The 16299-nt window shown below is 68.0% G+C and carries 16 protein-coding genes; 11 read left to right on the forward strand and 5 right to left on the reverse strand.

Going from position 1 to position 16299, the window contains the following annotated elements; all coding sequences use genetic code 11:
* Nucleotides 1–95 precede the first annotated feature (95 nt).
* Nucleotides 96–1256 (reverse strand): PAS domain-containing protein, encoded by a 1161-nt coding sequence (locus NLI01S_RS22220; protein WP_067607998.1) that lies wholly within the window; start codon nucleotides 1254–1256, stop codon nucleotides 96–98.
* A 128-nt stretch (nucleotides 1257–1384) separates the two neighbouring features.
* Between NLI01S_RS22220 and NLI01S_RS22225 the strand changes: the two genes are divergently transcribed.
* Both NLI01S_RS22225 and NLI01S_RS22230 read left to right on the forward strand, forming a co-directional pair.
* Complete coding sequence (locus NLI01S_RS22225; protein ID WP_067607922.1) at nucleotides 1385–2155, forward strand: ANTAR domain-containing response regulator; 771 nt, start codon at nucleotides 1385–1387, stop codon at nucleotides 2153–2155.
* A 224-nt stretch (nucleotides 2156–2379) separates the two neighbouring features.
* The gene (locus NLI01S_RS22230; RefSeq protein WP_067607925.1) at nucleotides 2380–2724 is read left to right on the forward strand and encodes an STAS domain-containing protein; all 345 of its coding nucleotides are present in this window, start codon (nucleotides 2380–2382) and stop codon (nucleotides 2722–2724) included.
* A 22-nt stretch (nucleotides 2725–2746) separates the two neighbouring features.
* On the opposite strand, the gene NLI01S_RS22235 is transcribed toward NLI01S_RS22230, so the two are convergent.
* Together NLI01S_RS22235 and NLI01S_RS22240 are read right to left on the reverse strand one after the other, a co-directional pair.
* Nucleotides 2747–3724: an anti-sigma factor RsbA family regulatory protein gene (locus tag NLI01S_RS22235; RefSeq protein WP_067607928.1), complete on the reverse strand. Its 978-nt coding sequence runs from the start codon at nucleotides 3722–3724 to the stop codon at nucleotides 2747–2749.
* A gap of 17 nt (nucleotides 3725–3741) precedes the next feature.
* Complete coding sequence (locus NLI01S_RS22240) at nucleotides 3742–5016, reverse strand: glycosyltransferase (RefSeq protein WP_067607931.1); 1275 nt, start codon at nucleotides 5014–5016, stop codon at nucleotides 3742–3744.
* 845 nt (nucleotides 5017–5861) lie between these two features.
* Here NLI01S_RS22240 and NLI01S_RS22245 point away from each other — a divergent pair.
* Nucleotides 5862–6623 (forward strand): PP2C family protein-serine/threonine phosphatase, encoded by a 762-nt coding sequence (locus NLI01S_RS22245; RefSeq protein ID WP_067607934.1) that lies wholly within the window; start codon nucleotides 5862–5864, stop codon nucleotides 6621–6623.
* A 63-nt stretch (nucleotides 6624–6686) separates the two neighbouring features.
* On the opposite strand, the gene NLI01S_RS26520 is transcribed toward NLI01S_RS22245, so the two are convergent.
* Together NLI01S_RS26520 and NLI01S_RS22255 are read right to left on the reverse strand one after the other, a co-directional pair.
* Nucleotides 6687–7955 carry a copper resistance CopC family protein gene (locus NLI01S_RS26520; RefSeq protein ID WP_067607937.1) on the reverse strand — a complete coding sequence of 423 codons (1269 nt, stop codon included), beginning with the start codon at nucleotides 7953–7955 and terminating at the stop codon, nucleotides 6687–6689.
* Nucleotides 7956–8088: 133 nt separating this feature from the next.
* A complete protein-coding gene (locus tag NLI01S_RS22255; RefSeq protein WP_067608003.1) occupies nucleotides 8089–8352 on the reverse strand; it encodes a WhiB family transcriptional regulator in 264 nt (87 codons plus the stop codon).
* 792 nt (nucleotides 8353–9144) lie between these two features.
* On the opposite strand from NLI01S_RS22255, the gene ectA reads away from it, so the two are divergent.
* From ectA to NLI01S_RS22295, 8 genes are all read left to right on the forward strand, one after another.
* Nucleotides 9145–9654, forward strand: coding sequence for a diaminobutyrate acetyltransferase (ectA, locus tag NLI01S_RS22260; protein ID WP_084392805.1), 510 nt, complete (start codon nucleotides 9145–9147; stop codon nucleotides 9652–9654).
* 93 nt (nucleotides 9655–9747) lie between these two features.
* Nucleotides 9748–11016, forward strand: a complete 1269-nt coding sequence (ectB, locus tag NLI01S_RS22265; RefSeq protein ID WP_067607940.1) for a diaminobutyrate--2-oxoglutarate transaminase — start codon at nucleotides 9748–9750, stop codon at nucleotides 11014–11016.
* A 115-nt stretch (nucleotides 11017–11131) separates the two neighbouring features.
* On the forward strand, nucleotides 11132–11527 hold the full coding sequence (locus NLI01S_RS22270; protein WP_067607943.1) for an ectoine synthase: 396 nt from the start codon (nucleotides 11132–11134) through the stop codon (nucleotides 11525–11527).
* 514 nt (nucleotides 11528–12041) lie between these two features.
* Nucleotides 12042–12893, forward strand: coding sequence for an ectoine/hydroxyectoine ABC transporter substrate-binding protein EhuB (gene ehuB / locus NLI01S_RS22275; protein ID WP_067607946.1), 852 nt, complete (start codon nucleotides 12042–12044; stop codon nucleotides 12891–12893).
* Nucleotides 12894–12908: 15 nt separating this feature from the next.
* Complete coding sequence (ehuC, locus tag NLI01S_RS22280) at nucleotides 12909–13637, forward strand: ectoine/hydroxyectoine ABC transporter permease subunit EhuC (protein ID WP_067608009.1); 729 nt, start codon at nucleotides 12909–12911, stop codon at nucleotides 13635–13637.
* Between the two features lie 32 nt (nucleotides 13638–13669).
* Nucleotides 13670–14275, forward strand: coding sequence for an ectoine/hydroxyectoine ABC transporter permease subunit EhuD (gene ehuD, locus NLI01S_RS22285; RefSeq protein ID WP_067608012.1), 606 nt, complete (start codon nucleotides 13670–13672; stop codon nucleotides 14273–14275).
* Complete coding sequence (gene ehuA, locus NLI01S_RS22290) at nucleotides 14262–15107, forward strand: ectoine/hydroxyectoine ABC transporter ATP-binding protein EhuA (RefSeq protein ID WP_067607949.1); 846 nt, start codon at nucleotides 14262–14264, stop codon at nucleotides 15105–15107. Before ehuD ends, ehuA begins: the two co-directional genes overlap by 14 nt.
* A gap of 191 nt (nucleotides 15108–15298) precedes the next feature.
* Nucleotides 15299–16207, forward strand: a complete 909-nt coding sequence (locus NLI01S_RS22295; protein WP_190318558.1) for a CPBP family intramembrane glutamic endopeptidase — start codon at nucleotides 15299–15301, stop codon at nucleotides 16205–16207.
* Nucleotides 16208–16299 lie beyond the last annotated feature (92 nt).

Consider the following 16299-nt stretch of genomic DNA (forward strand, 5'->3'; position numbering starts at 1 on the left):
CTCGCGGCTCGACTCCTCTTGCACGGTGTTGGAACGAACCCAGGATCTCCGGACCCGAACCGGGTGACCCCTTGGGGCCGATCACCTGGGGCCGATCACCTGGGGCGGGGTGGCAGCGCCAAGCCGATGTGCTCGCCGATCTCCTCGATCAGGCCGAGGTCGGCCAGGCGGAAGCTGCCCCGGTTGCTGCGCCGGATCAGGGTGAGCGCGCCCCGCACGCCCCGGCTGCCGCGCAGCGGCACCGACAGCAGCGAACCGGCGCCCAACACCGCCAGGACGGGAGCGCCCGCGCCCATGTGGCCCAGCACCGTCTCGTCCTCGATCAGCGGGAACAGCAACGACTGACCGCGACCGAGCACCTCTCCGGGGATGTCGGAGTCGCTCGGGGACAGCGCGGCCAGCTCGTCGCGTTGACCCTCCGGGGCGTCGGCCGGGCCGACGACGGCGGCGCGGCGCGCCACGCGGGAGTCCTCGGGCAGGTCGCAGACGTCGATGATCACCCAGTCCGCGTAGGAGTCGGCCAGCAGGTCCGCGGCGTCGGTGAGCGCCAACGCCCTGGTGGGGGTGGTGCCGCGCAACAGCAGGCGGGTCATCCGGGTCAGCACGTCCAGGCGGCGGGCGGCGAGCACGACCACTTGGTCCTCCACCTCCGGCTCCAACGGCGAGGGGCCGTCCTCGTCGGCGCCGTTCATCGGTGGTGACATGGCCACCAGGACCAGGGGTTGGGCCTCGGTGGGCAACTCCAACCGGGTCAGGGTCAGGTGCACGTCCTCGGCCCATCCGCGCTGCGCCAGCCGCGACTCCAAGGACGCGGGGCCGTCACCGCGCAGCACCGCGGCCAGCCACGACCGCATCGCCGCGCGCTTGCGCAGGTCGACGAAGTGGGCGAAGGGCTTGCCGGTGACGTAGCCCGGTGCGCCGCCCAGTTGCTCGGCGCCGGCGTTGTTGATCCGACGGATGTAGCCGTCGTGGTCCAGCAACACCACGGGCACACTGAGTTCGTTGAACATCGCGCGCAGCAGGACCCGGTCGTTGTCGTCGCCGCTGCGACGGGGCTCGACGGGTCCGCTGAGCGCGCGTACCAGTTCACCGCCGGCGTCGCCGAGCAGGCGTTCGGCGTACTCCAGCTCGGCGAGGGCGGCTTCAGCGGTACCCCCGGCGTCGTCCGGGTAGGTGGTATGCGTGTTGCGCAACGCCGCGACACGTTCGCTCAGCGCGTTGATCTCGCGTTGCAGATCGGCGAGGTTGTCCGACACGCTCACGGTCTCCCGGTGGTCTTCGATGGTGGGCGAGGACTCGCCGGAACGGTCCGGCGTCCGGTCGAGGCTTTTTCGAAGGTTACCGTTGGTGCGGGAGAGGGGCACGAGTCGAGGAGGTTCGCACGGTGTGGATCGAACACCTCGCCCGTGACATCGGCGCGCTCGGGCAGGAGGAGAACACCACTCCCGAACGAGCGTTGGACCAGATGAGTCGGGCCGCGGCGCTGAGCGTCCCCGGTTGCTCGGCGGCGCTCGTGGTGCTGTGGCGCGAGGTGGTCGGCCCGGACGGGTCCCGTCGCCACGTGGTCACCGACTACGGGGCCTCCCACTCCGACCTGTCCGAGGCCTTGGAACACCAGTACACGACCGATCAGGGGCCCACGGTCGAGGCGGTCCGCGAGATGAGCCAGGTCCGGGTGTCCGACGTGCTGCGCGAGCAGCGCTGGCCCCGGTACACGAGCATGGCGGTCCAGTGCGGCGACCGCTCCTCCATCACCCAGCCCAGCGCCCTGCCCGGGGACGGTGACGAGGACCGGGTGCTCACCTTCGGGGTGCACTCCGGCCGCGCGGACGCCTTCGACGAGGGGGTCGGCCCCGAACTCACCGCCCTGTTGGCCGAGCACTCGGCGATGGCCCTGCACACGGCCTTCCGGCAGACGGACGCCGCCCGCGAGTCCGCGCACATGCGTAGGGCCATGTCGGCGCGTACGGTGATCGACCAGGCCAAGGGGATCATCATGCACGCACGGGGCTGCGACGCCGACGCCGCCTTCGCGGCCCTGCGGGAGGTGGCCCAACGCAATCGCAAACGGGTGGTGGACGTGGCCCGGGACCTCGTCGCGCAGAACACGGGTCCGCAACCGCGGATGCGTCGCAACGGTGCGGACGGCCGCTGAACCGGGACGTAAGCGGTCAACGGTGAACCGAGTCCGCGCGAATGCGCGATGAACATGGTGGGATCCCGGTGAAAGACCTGGCAACAAGACCGCGGTGAGTCCGGAGCGTGACCGGAACGCGGCATGATGAGGGTTCGGGACCGTCGTGGCGCGCGACGGCGGTCGGCCCGCCCCACGGCGGGACCGGGAACCACCCGGCGCAGTGAACGACAAGGAGACCGACCGTGACGTCAGACATCTCGATTCGCCGCGAGGATGGCGTCGCCGTCGTGACACCCGTCGGTGAGATGGACGCGGTCTCGTCCCCGGCACTGGCCGAGGCGTTGGACGAGGTCCTCGGCGACGCTCCCAAGGGGGTGGTGGTGGACCTGGCCAAGGTCGGGTTCTGCGACTCCCGGTGCATCGGAGTGCTGGTCGCGGCGTTCCGCCAGGCCCGTGACCTGGACGTCGGATTCGTCGTCACCGAGCCACAGCAGCAGGTCAACCGGTTGTTCGTGATAGCGGGGATCGATCAGGTCATCCCGATAGGCGCCAGCACCGGCGACGCGGTCTCCGAACTCGGTGGCTGAGCCGGGGCGGTGGGCCCCGCTCTCACGGACCGACCGGCGTGGTGCGCACGTCCTCACCGTTTCCCGCCTCCGCGCCGCTCTCTTCGCCGGTGACGGGATCCACGAAGTGCAACCGCACCAGCGACCCCGACTCGTCCCCGCAGATCTCCATGAAGTCGCAGATCTGGCGGGTGATCCACAGCCCGTATCCGCGGGGGCGCAGGCCGTCGGCGGGACGGTATCCCGTCAAGGGGTCGTAGAGCCCGCCGCGTTCGTCGAAGACGTCGCACACCCAGCGGTCAGGGCCACGCCACATCTGGACGGTTCCCTTGCCCGCCCCGTGCTCCAGCACGTTGGCCGCGAGTTCGTTCACCGCCACCACCAGACCGTCCACCCGCTCCCGTGGCAGGTCCAGGGCGCGCGCCAAGGAGTCGAGATCGTCCCGCAGCCGTGGCAGGGACCGCTCGATCTCCAGACGGTGCACCGGGCTCGTCACCGGTAACGGCTCCGGCGCCGGGCGCCGATGGCCGAACGCCGCGGTGCCCAGGTAGGCCGGGTTGGCGTACGGACCCTCGTCGCCCACCAGGACGGGGTGGGTGGCCAGGACGGCCGAACGCGCGCCCGGCGGCAACCCCCGGTCGTCGTGGACGCACAGCAGACGCGTGCGCATCGGTGCGAGCGCGGTGCTGAGCACGGACTCCAACCGGTGCCACTCGCGGTTCTCCATCGCGCCGTCCGCGGGAACGGGTGGTTGGCCCACCACCGTGACCGAGTCGTGTGCCAGGGACATGCGGTGCAGGGCCGCCAGCGTGCGCCCTGGGGCGTCGTAGAGGGTGTCACGGTCGACGACGTGCACCCGGCCGCGCTCCTCGGGGGTGAGCCCGTCGAGGAGCGCGGCCGGATCCGCTACGGCCAGGACGGTGTGGCCGTCTTCGCGTACCGCGGTGCGAAGTCGTTTCCGTGTCACCTCGTGGAACCGTCTCTCTCCGCGGTAGAGCAGTCCCTGGTGTTCGAAGGTCATCGGTGGGGGTGGACCGCTCAGTGGGAGGAACCGGACAGGAGCAGCTCCGTCTCGTCCTCGTCGGAGTGGTCGCGTTCGGTCTGCTGTGGGCGAGAGCGTTCGTAGGCCAGCTCGGTCTCCACCGCGATGCGCTGCCAGGTGAAACGGGAGCGGGCGCGGTCGACCGCGGCGATCCCGTAGGCGCTGCTCATGGTGGGTGTGCTGAGGACCGAGCGGACCGACCGGGCGACCTCGTCGGGACGACCGAAGCGCATGAGCACGCCGCTCGTACGGTGCAGCACCGCGCCGGGGACGGCGCCCGTGGCGGTGGCCACGACCGGCAGGCCACAGGACATGGCCTCCAGGACGGTGCCGCCATAGGGGTCGTAGGAGGCCGCGGAGACGTACACGTCGGCCGAACGCAGCAGGCGGGGCAGCTCCTTGCGCTCCACGGGGCCGGTCAGGTGCACGCGGTCGTCCACGCCGGCCTCCTTCGCCAGGAGTTCGACGCGGCGGGCGTTCTCGTCGAGGGCGACCGTGCGGTCGTCGGCGGTGGACACCAGCAGCAGCTCGGCCTCCGGCAACCGGACCATCGCCTCGACCAGGCGTTCGGCGCCACCGGCCTCGGTCAGGGAGGTGACCGAGATCAGGCGGGAACGTTCCTCGCGGCGGGCGTTCCAGGGTTCTGCGGACGCGCTGCCCTCGACGCTGAAGTGGTCGGAGTCCACACCGAACGGCACGACGCTCACGTGGTGACGTGGCACGCCCAGGCGGGCCAGTTCACCCTGCTGGTCGGTGGAGTTGACCAGGACCCGGTCGGCACGGGAGGCCAGGATCGTCTCCATCCGGGCCCGGTCCGGTCGGTGGGCGAGACCGGAACGCTGTTCGCTGGCGTTGAGCGAGTGGAAGGTCTGGACGATGGGGACGCCACTCTGGTCCTTCTCGCTGTGCGCCTGGGCGTGCAGGGCGGCGAGACCACTGGTCCAGCCGATGGCGTGCAGGACGTCGGGGGTGTCCTCGTCGAGGACGGCGGCCAGCGCGGTCCCGAAGGCGCCGGTGTGCTCGGCGTGGTCGGTCTCGTGGAGCACGCGGGCGGGCCCGGCGTCGAGGTGGGCGACGGAGACGCCGCGGGCCATCCGCGTGCGGCCCTCGGGCTGCTCGGGGTCACTGCGGCGGACGTAGACGGTCACCTTGTGACCGCGCTTGGCGAGCTGTCGGGACACGGCGCACACGTGCAGGCTCACCGGGCAGGCCGGTTCGCCGCGGTGCGCGGGGAGGGGATTGGCGTGTTCGGCGACCATGGCGATCTTCACTGGGCTGAACTCCTTGGACACCGCCGTGGTGTCCGTCGTGGTTGGTCCCGGGGGACTCCGGAGCGGGGAGTCGGAATCCTTCCGGGGCGTACGGGTCGGGCCGCCATGCCCTATGGCCACCGGTGCTTTCACATGGGGGTGAAAACCACCGGACGCCGTCGGGCACGGACCGGCGTGGGGTCTTCAGGGGAACGTGGCGGGCGCGGGTCCGGGCCCCATGGCCGAGGAGGGCGGGACAGCACGAAGAGCCGCGCGCACGGAGTGCGAACGGTGCTGTGGTTCATGGGAGGGAGGATGAAGGGAGCGACGCATGACAGACCACACCAAACGACCTTGGAGAGAGGTTGAGCGCCACCGGGCGTACCTGTGTTCGAGGCTCGCGCGCGGGGCGGAGGTCGTGTGTGTCTGCGTCTTAGACACCCAACGGGCTCCATTGTGCCAGACCCTCGGCAGGCCGACAACGTGCCCTTGCTCCCGTCGGGCGCCCGAAACCTGGTGGAACGGCCGGTTCCGGTCGCCCAAGGTCCTCCCGGAACCGGGCCCTGGGCTGCTGGTTCGTCGAACCTCCCGATCGGCACTGTCGGTCGGACCTGAGCAACGCTAGTGTCGGACCGGAACCGGGTCGGGACGACTCAGTGGCCCCCCAGTCCTCCGTCTCCACGCTTTTGGCGGTACAAAGGCGGACGGGAACTGCGCTTCCGAGCGTTTTCCGCCATGATGTACACGGATTTTGAGCGATCTCCGTCTCGGTACGGTGACAGAATCCAGACGTTGAACGGGACTCGATCAAGGTCCGGCGGCTGCCGGGCAACCGGCCAAGGCCGACGAAACGGGAGGAAGGGCGTATGGGTGTCGCTGGTGGGGAAGTCATTGTCACGGCCCTCACGCACCGGGGCGCTATTCGCCCCGCCAACGAGGACTCCGTTGTCATGGGTGCTCTCACCGTCGCCAGTGCGAACATGACCTCCCCGGTCCGCTGCGTACTGCCGGTGACCGAACCGGTCATCCTCGCGGTGGCGGACGGTATCGGTGGCCAGGCCGCCGGTGAGATCGCCTCGGAACACGCCGTGCACCGCATGGCCGAGATGGGTCCTCGGCTCAACAACCCCGAGGAAGTGGCCCAACTCCTCACCCACATCGATGAGGAGATCAAGGACCACGCCTCCCAACACCCGGAGTTCTCCGGGATGGGCACCACGGTCGCCGGGGTCCTGCTCAACAACGACGGCAACTTCTGGTTCAACGTGGGTGACTCGCGGACCTACCGTCTGGAGGGTCGACATCTGCGTCAACTCTCCGAGGACGACTCCCCGGCCCTGCCGCCCTCCGAGGACGGCCGCCCCGTCACCACGAACTTCATCACCCAGTCCTTGGGCGGCAGCTCCGGCGGCTCGATGGTCCCGCACGTGGGCCGTGACGAGGCCGCCGATCCCAGCGCCTGGCTCATGTGCAGCGACGGGCTCTCCGACCTGGTGCTGCTGGAGGAGATGGAACGCATCATCGCGGAGGCCGGCAGCGACGAGGCCGCCGTGCACGCCCTGTGGCAGGCCGCCATGGGCGCGGGCGGCAAGGACAACATCAGCATCCTCCTCGCCCGGCGCCGCTGAGGCGCACGAACCGACGACGAAGGGGCCCGCACGCCGACGCGTGCGAGCCCCTTCAAGTGTCTTCTACCGGTTCTCGCCGGACCCGGGGCTCTTGCGCATGCGCACCACCAGGACCGCGATCAGGCCGATGACGGCGAGGGCGGCGATGCCACCGACCAACAGCAGCGTGGTGGTCGACGAGCCCTCGGCGGCGGGTTCATCGGCGGCGGCCGGGGACTCCTCGACCTCCTCGGCCGCGGGCTCCTCGGCTTCGGCGGGCTCTTCCTCGGCCGGCTCTTCCGGAGCAGCCTCGGCGACGGCCTCGTCGGTCACCGAGAAGGCGATCGTGTCCTGGATCGGGTGGCCGTCGGAGGAGACGACGCGGTAGGCGATGCTGTACTCGCCCGCCTCGTCCAGCGGGGCCAGCCCCACGGACACCTCGGTGTCGCTGAAGGCGAGTGCGCCGTCCTCGTACTGGGTCTCACCGTCGGGACCGGTCACGACGATCGCGCTTCCCTCGCCACCTTCCATCGGCGCGTTGTTGAAGGTCAGCACGACCTCTTCGGGGACGGTCTCCAGGGTGGCGCCGTCCTCCGGGTCGGAGCCGGTGAGCACGTCGTGGGCGAGGGCGGGGGAGGGGGCCAGCAGTAGGGCCACCGCGGCGAGGGGGGTGATCAGGGCTGCGGTACGGGTTCTCGACATGGTTCTTCTCTCTCGGGCCGTTCGGATGCGATTCGGGTTGCCCCTTGGCGTCGGGTACCGGGGTACTACGACGACAGGAGGAAGGGGCGCGGGTGAACCGGGAGGCCCGCGGGGCCCGTGTGCGGTGAACGCGGGTGGAGAGGGCGCGGTGGACGGGAGCGCGACGTGCGCGCGCTCGGGCGCGCGGAACGGGAGACCGTGGGCGCGCAGGGGCCGTGGCAGGGCCCGGGAGAGGGTGGTGCCGAGGAACCACAGCGCGGACTCGCCGTGTGCGAGAAGCGCGGCGGCGAGCAGGGCGGCCCACAGATGTGCGAACAACATGCCCGGCGTGAGGCCGAGTGTGTGGGTGAGCAGCCCGTGGCCGCCGTGGCCGGTGCCCGCGGAATGGAGTTCGGGGCCCGCCGTCATCTGTAGGACCATGTGCAGTACGACCTGTACGAGGGCCATGGCGGTGAAGATGTCGCCGAAGCCCCGCATGATCCTGGTGAAGCGCCACAGGAGGCCGACCAGGAACGCCGTGGTCAGGAGGAAGCCCCCGACCCCGGCGGGTGTGTCCGACCAGAGGTTGTGCCCTCCCCAGGCGAGCCCTGTGCACGCCACGGCGAGGAGCGCCGTGCGCGTGAACCGAAGGGTGCCGTGAGCGGGTCGCACGATTACCGAACCTAAGCCGTGCCCCCGGGAGCCGCAAGACCCACGAGGGGCGGGAGATATGGGGGCCGGGCACAGGGGAGCCGCCGAACGCGCGAGGCATCCGGCGGCTCCGCCCGTTTCCGAGGGACGGGCTCTAGACGGCCGGTGCGAGTTCGCGGCGCATGTAGCGACGCTCCTCGGGGGTGGTCCCACCCCAGACTCCATGAGCCTCTCCGGCACGTAGCGCCCACCGCAGGCATTCCGGGCGAACAGTACAGCTGCGGCAGACGGCGAGGGCCTGTTCCGTGTCGACGCGACCGATCCCGGTGCTGCTCACCGGAAAGAAGATCTCAGGGTCGTACGAGCGGCAGTTGCCCTGCTCGACCCAGTCCTCACTGTCGTGATACAGGCGGTTCACGGACGCCTCCGATCCCTGGTCGTTGGTCCCCACCGACGATGTGGCCGCGGTGAGGTGGGCGAAGTTCGTGTCGTGCGACCCGACCAAGGGCTCTTGACCCGGGCGGGCTGCGACGAAGCGTTGCGACCAATTGTAGTACTACATGAGGTCGTACTACGCAGAGTCTGCTCCAAAAACCGCGAATGATCAAGGACGTTCGTCCGTACCGGGGGCCTTGGTGCCCGCAGGGCGCCGAGCGGGTGGGGCGAACGGGGCGGTAGGTGACGACCGGCGTGTCGCCTGCGCAGCGGGGGTTTCCGCTTGTGCGCAGGGGTGCCAGAGGGGGTGGGCGCGTACTGTGTGAGGTGCGCCGCAGGTCTTTCGGGCGTTATGTCGCGAGGTTCCCACCGAATTGATGTGACTTAACGCACGCTTAATATTGCCTGTTCAGGCTCTATGTTTGACCCCGAGGCATGTGTTCCGCTCGCCGGGAGGCGAGGGAGTGCCCCGAAAGGTCCGGGGCTCGCGTGGTCGCCGAATCCCCTGTTGGGCAAGGCGTGACCAGGGCTTTCGGTCGAGTGCGCGCCCCGCCCGAAAGTGCTGGTCAGGTCGTCTTCATGCTGCTAAATAGACGAGCCATACCCGTTCAGGATCAGCCCAAACATCTGTGCGGGATCTCGCTGAAACATCTTTGAACTTCGTTCGCTAAATTCGGTCGACGTGCCACAACAACGAACGAACCTCCAAGCACGCGACCGAAACGACGACGGGGCCCAGGGTCACCGGACCGCCGAGGGCGCGGGCCATGAGGGCGTGCGCTTGACGCACCCCTCCTCGGAGGACGGGCCGCACATGTGGCGGTTGGCCGGCGAGGCGGGGATGGACGTGAACTCCCCGTACGCCTACACGCTGTGGTGCCGGGACTTCGCCGCGACGAGCGTCGTGGCGAAGGACACCGACGGCCGGGTGGCGGCCTACGTCACCGGTTACGTCCGTCCTGACAGCTCGGACACCTACTTCCTCTGGCAGGTCGCCGTCGACTCCGCGTATCGCGGACAGCGGCTGGCCCGCCGGATGCTCGACTTCATCGGCGACACGTTCGCCGATCAGGGTGTGCGGTACCTCGAAGCGACCGTCACCTCGGACAACGCCGCCTCTCGTGCCCTATTTGCGTCATTTGCCCGAAATTGGGGTACTGAGGACGTGTGGAGCCCACTCTTCACCAAGGAGCACTTCCCGTCCGGCGGCGACGAGCCCCACGAACCCGAGGACCTCGTGCGTATCGGCCCCATCGGGCCCACGAGCGACAACCCAGACGACTGACCGTCCGCAATGGATCGAACGCGATCCTGTCCCATACCCCTCGTCTAAGCCATGAGCCCACGAAGTTGGGGAAAGGAACCAAGGAACATCACGATGGAGACCTTCCAACGCCTCGAGTCCGAAGTCCGCGGATACTGCCGTAACTGGCCGGTCGTCTTCGACAAGGCGGTCGGAGCTCACGTATACGACGAGAGTGGCAAGCCCTACCTGGACTTCTTCGCGGGTGCCGGTTCGCTGAACTACGGGCACAACAACCCGGAGCTGAAGAAGCCGCTCATCGACTACCTCATGGACGACCGCATCGTCCACAGCCTCGACGCGTACAGCGTGGCCAAACGGGAGTTTCTCAAAACCTTCGATGACGTCATCCTCAAACCCAGGGGGTTGGACTACAAGGTCCAGTTCCCCGGCCCCGCCGGCAACAACGCGGTCGAGGCCGCGCTGAAGCTGGCCCGTAAGTACACCGGTCGCCAGACCATCATCAACTTCACCAACGGCTTCCACGGCATGACCCTGGGCGCCCTGGCCGTCACCGGTAACTCCATGAAGCGCGGTGGCGCCGGCGTTCCGCTGGACCACGTGGCGACCATGCCGTTCGACAACTACCTCGACGGCAAGACCCCTGACTTCCTGTGGCTGCGCACGCTGCTCGACGACAGCGGCAGCGGCCTGGACGCCCCGGCCGCCGTGATCGTGGAATCCATCCAGGGCGAGGGCGGCATCAACGCCGCCAGCGCCGAGTGGCTCCGCGGTCTGTCCGCCCTGTGCAAGGAATACGGCATCCTGCTGATCCTGGACGACATCCAGATGGGCTGTGGCCGTACCGGTCGGTTCTTCAGCTTCGAAGAGGCCGGCATCGTCCCGGACATCGTCACGCTGTCCAAGTCCATCAGCGGCTACGGTCTGCCGATGGCGCTCACGCTGTTCAAGCGCGAGCTGGACGTGTGGGAGCCCGGGGAGCACAACGGCACCTTCCGTGGCTTCAACCCGGCCATGGTCACCGGTGCCGAGGCCCTGCGCCGCTACTGGAGCGACGACTCCTTCGCCCAGGCCACCCTGGCCAAGGGCACCATGGTCGAGGCCCGCCTGTCCGAGATGGCCGCCGAGCACGCCGAGTTCGGCGCGCACGTCCGTGGTCGCGGTCTGGCCCGCGGTCTGGCCTTCGACGCCGAGGGCGGTCTCGCCAAGAAGGTCGCGGCCGAGTCCTTCGAGCGCGGCCTGCTCCTGGAGACCTCCGGTCCCGAGGACGAGGTCGCCAAGCTCCTGCCGCCGCTGACCATGACGGACGAGGAGCTCACCGCCGGCCTGGACATCATGGCCGACGCCGCCCGAGCCGCCGTCAAGGGCGCCAAGTCGGCCTGACCGGAGTAAGTACGACTTCGGGGCCGGTCGATGTTTCCCAACGGGGTACATCGACCGGCCCCGTACCGTGTAACCAGCGCATATTCACGCGCACCGGAACGTTAAGGAGCCCCAAGTGATCGTTCGCAGCATGGACGAGGTCAACGACACCGACGCCGACATCAAGACCGAGAACTGGCGGAGCCGTCGGATCGTCCTGGCCAAGGAGAAGGTCGGATTCTCCTTCCACGAGACCATCCTTTACGCGGGTACCGAGTCGACCTTCTGGTACGCCAACCACATCGAGCTCGTGCACTGCATCGAGGGTGAGGCGGAGCTGACCAACGAGGACACCGGAGAGAAGCACATCATCACGCCGGGCACCCTCTACCTGCTCAACGGCCACGAGAAGCACACGGTCCGCCCCAAGACGGACTTCCGCGTGCTGTGCGTGTTCAACCCGCCCGTCACCGGGCGCGAGGTCCACGACGAGAACGGCGTCTACCCGCTGGTCGTGGAGGAGGACGCCTGATCGGTTCTTAGCGGCGCAGACCCCCGGGCTTCAGCCGGGGGGAGGAAGTCGAAGGCGTCGCGTAGGACCACATCGACGGGCGGGGGCCGGCTTCGGCCCCCGCCCCTCGTCGTTCCTGGAAGAGGAAGCCCAGGGTGACGGGCGAAGGAACCCATAGTCACCCCGTACAGGTGACCGGCCTGACTAGGTCTTACCGTCCGGTCCCCCGACCTTCCGCAGCTCATAACCAGTGCATAACGGACTAAACATGTTCAGTTACTGCAGAGCGGGCCAGGGGAGAAGAGACTCCGTACCAGCGCCGTTCTCCCGTGTACCCGGCCGGCGGCCTGGTTCGCGGGCCAGACCCGCGGTATCAGCCACTTGAGGCGATCCACCATCCGAATGTGCGGAGTCCCCGCCCTGTCCTTCGGCGGAGACCCCGCTCTCGAATTTTCGAGGAGCAGTCGTGAAGAATCAGGGACCAGCGCGTCGGCGGGGAACCTGGGGCCGCCGAGACGCACTCCGCTTGGGAGGCGTGGGGCTCGCAACGGCCGGTCTCGCGGCGTGCAGCCGGGTCGACGAGGGCGGCGCCGGCGGCGAAGGAGAGGGTTCCCTCCTGGAACGTCTCCGTGAGCAGGGCTTCGTAGCGGTCGGACTCGCCAACGAGATCCCCTTCGGCTTCGTCGACGACGCCGGTGACCCGGCGGGCCAGTCGCCGGCCGTGGCCCAGGCCGTCTTCGAGGAACTGGGCGTCCCCGAGATCCAGGCCTCCCCGGTCAACTGGGACGGTCTCATTCCGGGCCTGAACGCCAACCGCTTCGACGTCCTCGCCGCAGGTGTGTTCATCACGCCCGAGCGCTGCGAGCAGGTCGCGTTCTCCGAACCGACCGCCACCTCCCCGGAGGCCTTCATGGTCGCCGCGGGCAACCCCGAGAACATCCAGCACTTCGAGGACTTCGCGGACAACCCGGACCTCAAGCTCGCCGTGCTGAACGGCTCGGTCGAGCAGACCTACGCCGAGTACTTCGGGGTTCCGGAAGAGCAGATGGAGCTCATCGGCAACCAGACCGCCGGTTACGAACTCCTGGAGAACGGCCGTGTGGACGCCATCTCCATGCTGAGCGTGTCGCACCACTACCTGTTGCAGGAACGCGGCGGCGACTTCGACGTCAGCGAGCCCTTCTTCCCCGTCATGGACGGGAACGAGGAGAAGGGCTGGGGCGGCCTGTGCGTGCGACAGGACGAGACCGAACTCCTGGAGGAGATCAACCGCGTCATCGCCGAGTTCACCGAGAGCGGTCGCCTGCTCGAACTCGGCGAGGAGTGGGGCTTCACCGAGGACGACCTGCCCGACGGTACGAGCACCGCCGAGCTCTGCGAGGGCTGATCCCTCTTGGAACAGATCAACTTCCTGGTCGAACGGTTGCCCAGGTTCCTCGACGGAGCCTGGGTCACCGTTCAACTCACCATCGGTGGCGCCGCCCTGGCGTTCGTCCTCGCCATGATCTTCGGGATCCTCGGCACCGCCGGCCACTGGTTGCCGCGTGCCGTCTCCACGATCTACGTGGAGGTCTTCCGCGGCATCGCGGCCCTGGTGCTGATGTTCTGGATGGCGTACGCGCTGCCCATCGCCACCGGATTCCAGCTGGAGGACAGGTTCGCGGCCATCCTGGCCCTGGGCCTGAACGTGGGCGCCTACGGTGCGGAGGTCGTGCGTTCGTCCATCAACGCGGTCCCCAGGTCGCAGGTCGAGGCGACCATCTCACTCAACTTCAACTGGTTCCAGCGGATGCGCCTGGTCGTGATCCCGCAGGCCTGGGCCCAGATGCTGCCGACCTTCGGCAACCTGGTCATCGAACTGATGAAGGCCACGGCCGTGGCCTACCTCATCGGTGTCGCCGACCTGGCCGCGGTCGCCCAGCAGCTGAGAGAGGCCACGGGTGAGACGGTCGTCGCCTACAGCGGCGCACTCGTCCTCTACTACCTGATCGCGCAGGTGCTCATCTTCGGTATGCGACTGCTCGAACGCCGTGCCAACCGGAAGCTGGGACGGCTGCCGTCCGGCGGCCAGGGGATCCTCTCCATGCTGCGACCGCCCACGATCGGAACCAAGGTGGGGGTGGCCAAGTGAACCTCTGGGATCTCGAGTGGATCATCGGCGTCATGCCCGACCTGCTCGGCGGCCTGTGGGTCACCGTGCAGATCACGGTCGTCGCCTACCTGATGGCCCTCGCTCTGGGCCTGGTCATCGCGATCGCTCGTCGAGTGCCGGTCTTCGGGCCGATCCTGCACTTCGTCATGGAGTTCATCCGTACGACACCGCTGGTCATGCAGCTGGTGTTCGTCTTCCTGTTGGCGCCCTCGACGGTCTCCGGCATGACCGTGGGCATCCTGGTCCTGGGCGTGCACTACTCGGCCTACACGGCAGAGGTGTACCGGTCGGGGATCGAGGGGGTGTCCAAGGGCCAATGGGAGGCGGCGCGGGCGCTCAGCCTGCCGTCCCACCGGACCTGGGGCGCCATCGTCCTTCCACAGGCGATCCGCAAGGTCATCCCCGCACTGGGGAACTACCTCATCGCGATGTTCAAGGACACCCCCCTGCTGTTCGCCATCGGTGTGGCCGAGCTGCTCACCGAGGCCCAGCGCGTCGGTAGCGCCGACTTCCGTATCGTCGAGGCGTTCACACTGGTCGGGTTCCTGTTCCTGGTCGTGAGCATCCCCTCCGCGATTTTGATTCGACGACTGGAGAAGCGATATGCCGCCGTCTGATACCCCCGAGAACACGATGGCACCGGGTGTCGATGGCGACGGTGCCGGCCCCGCCGCGGAGAACCTGATCGTCTTCGATCAGGTGGTGAAGCGGTTCGGCGACCTCACGGTCCTGGACCACCTCGACTTCGCGGTCGCCCCTGGTGAGCGCGTGACGCTCATCGGACCGAGCGGTTCGGGAAAGACCACCATCCTGCGGCTGCTGATGACTCTGGAGAAGGTCACCGAGGGTCACATCTGGGTCGACGGAGAGCCCTTCAGCCACATGCGCAAGGGCGCCGGGATGACCCGCGCGAGCGAGAAGTACCTGCGTGCCAAGCGCAAGCACATCGGCATGGTGTTCCAGCAGTTCAACCTGTTCCCCAACATGAGCGTCCGAAAGAACATCATGGAGGCGCCGGTCAACGTGCTCGGCCTGGGCAAGGACGAGGCGAGCCACCGCGCGGAGGAGCTCCTGGAACTGGTGGGTCTGGGCGACAAGATCGACGCCCACCCGACCCAGCTGTCCGGTGGTCAGCAGCAGCGTGTGGCGATCGCCCGCGCCCTGGCGATGAGACCGGAGATCCTGCTCCTGGACGAGGTCACCTCTGCCCTGGACCCGGAACTGGTCGCCGGTGTGCTCGACGTGCTGCGCGAGGTGGCCGAGACCACCGACATCACGATGCTGTGCGTGACACACGAGATGGGATTCGCCCGCGACGTCTCGCACCGTGTCCTGATGTTCGACAAGGGACGGATCGCCGAGGAGGGCCACCCGGACCAGATCTTCGGGGACCCTCGGCAGGAGCGGACCAAGTCCTTCCTCAAATCGGTCCTGGAGAACGGTCACTAGAGGCCTCACCGATATCGCGGGGAGCGGCCCGGACCGTCGCGACGGTCCGGGCCGCTCCCTTTTCCATGGTCACACGTGGTAACGACATACCGTAGTCATTAAGTCGCTTTTAGTTTTCCCCGGGGCAGAATGGTGGTTCTGAGGCAGGGGGGACTCTTGTGGCCATAGTGCGAAGATGGGGGCTCACATGGATGATCGCGCTCGCGGTGGTCCTCGTGGTCGGGCCGCTGCTCGCCCACCCGGTCCTTCGGGACCAGGTCTTCGATGAATCGTCCATCCTGTTACTGATCACCTGGACGCCGATGCTGTTCGCCGGTCTCCTGTCCTGGGGCCTGGTCTGGTCGTTGGGACGAAGGGACGAACTGGACCGGCGGGTGCGGATCGCGATGGAGGGGCATCCGCTCGGACGAGAGCTGGCCTGGCAGGCACTCCTCCTCATCTGTTTCGTGCTGTCGATGGTGGTGCTCTCCGGGGTGCTCGCCTTCTACGGCAAGGAGACCGGAACCGCCCCGGACCTGGCGATGTCGGTGTCCCTGGTGTCCCGGTTGTTGTTCCTCTTCGCGCTCCCCCTGCTGATCATGGACCGCTCCGGCCTCACGGTGGAGGGCAAGGGGACCCTCATGCCCACGGTCGCGCTCAAGGTGAGGGAACCCTGGCGCTGGCTGGGACTGATCCCGGTCCTCGCGGCGACGCTGGTGATCGGGTACCTGATGGTGCCCTACATCGGACTGCCGGCGCCGTCGCTCACCCTGTACGCCATGCTGCTCGCGTTCACCTTCATCGCGGTCTGTGAGGAGATCTTCTTCCGCGGGATGATTCAGACCCGGTTGGAGATCCTCCTGGGGCGCTGGGGCGGCATCATCGCCACGTCCGTGGTGTTCGCGCTGACCTACGCGCTGATCCAGCCCTACGACGCGGTGTCCCAGCTCACGGGGACGGACCTGATGCATGACACGGGTATGTCCATGCTGACCTACGCCACCGCCGGCATGCTCTACGGCTACCTGTGGGCCTGCTACCGCAACACCTGGATCAACGTCCTGCTGCGCGTGGCGATCTTCGTGCTCATCCTGCCGCCCGACCTGAACGTCGGCATCTGAATCGCACGTATGGGTACAGATGATGCATAAGGGCCTCATCGCGGTCATTTCCCTCTAATGGGGATGTCACCGCGTGGTCATGAAAGAGGGGG

It is taken from the genome of Nocardiopsis listeri NBRC 13360 (assembly GCF_001570765.1).
GTDB lineage: Bacteria > Actinomycetota > Actinomycetes > Streptosporangiales > Streptosporangiaceae > Nocardiopsis > Nocardiopsis listeri.

Bases quoted from the DNA above. Each gene is read 5' to 3' on its own strand.
- NLI01S_RS22235 (WP_067607928.1), bottom strand. From the start codon at position 3,724: ATGACCTTCGAACACCAGGGACTGCTCTACCGCGGAGAGAGACGGTTC.
- NLI01S_RS22245 (WP_067607934.1), top strand. From the start codon at position 5,862: ATGGGTGTCGCTGGTGGGGAAGTCATTGTCACGGCCCTCACGCACCGG.
- ectB (WP_067607940.1), top strand. From the start codon at position 9,748: ATGGAGACCTTCCAACGCCTCGAGTCCGAAGTCCGCGGATACTGCCGT.
- ehuD (WP_067608012.1), top strand. From the start codon at position 13,670: ATGCCCGACCTGCTCGGCGGCCTGTGGGTCACCGTGCAGATCACGGTC.
- ehuA (WP_067607949.1), top strand. From the start codon at position 14,262: ATGCCGCCGTCTGATACCCCCGAGAACACGATGGCACCGGGTGTCGAT.
- NLI01S_RS22295 (WP_190318558.1), top strand. From the start codon at position 15,299: ATGATCGCGCTCGCGGTGGTCCTCGTGGTCGGGCCGCTGCTCGCCCAC.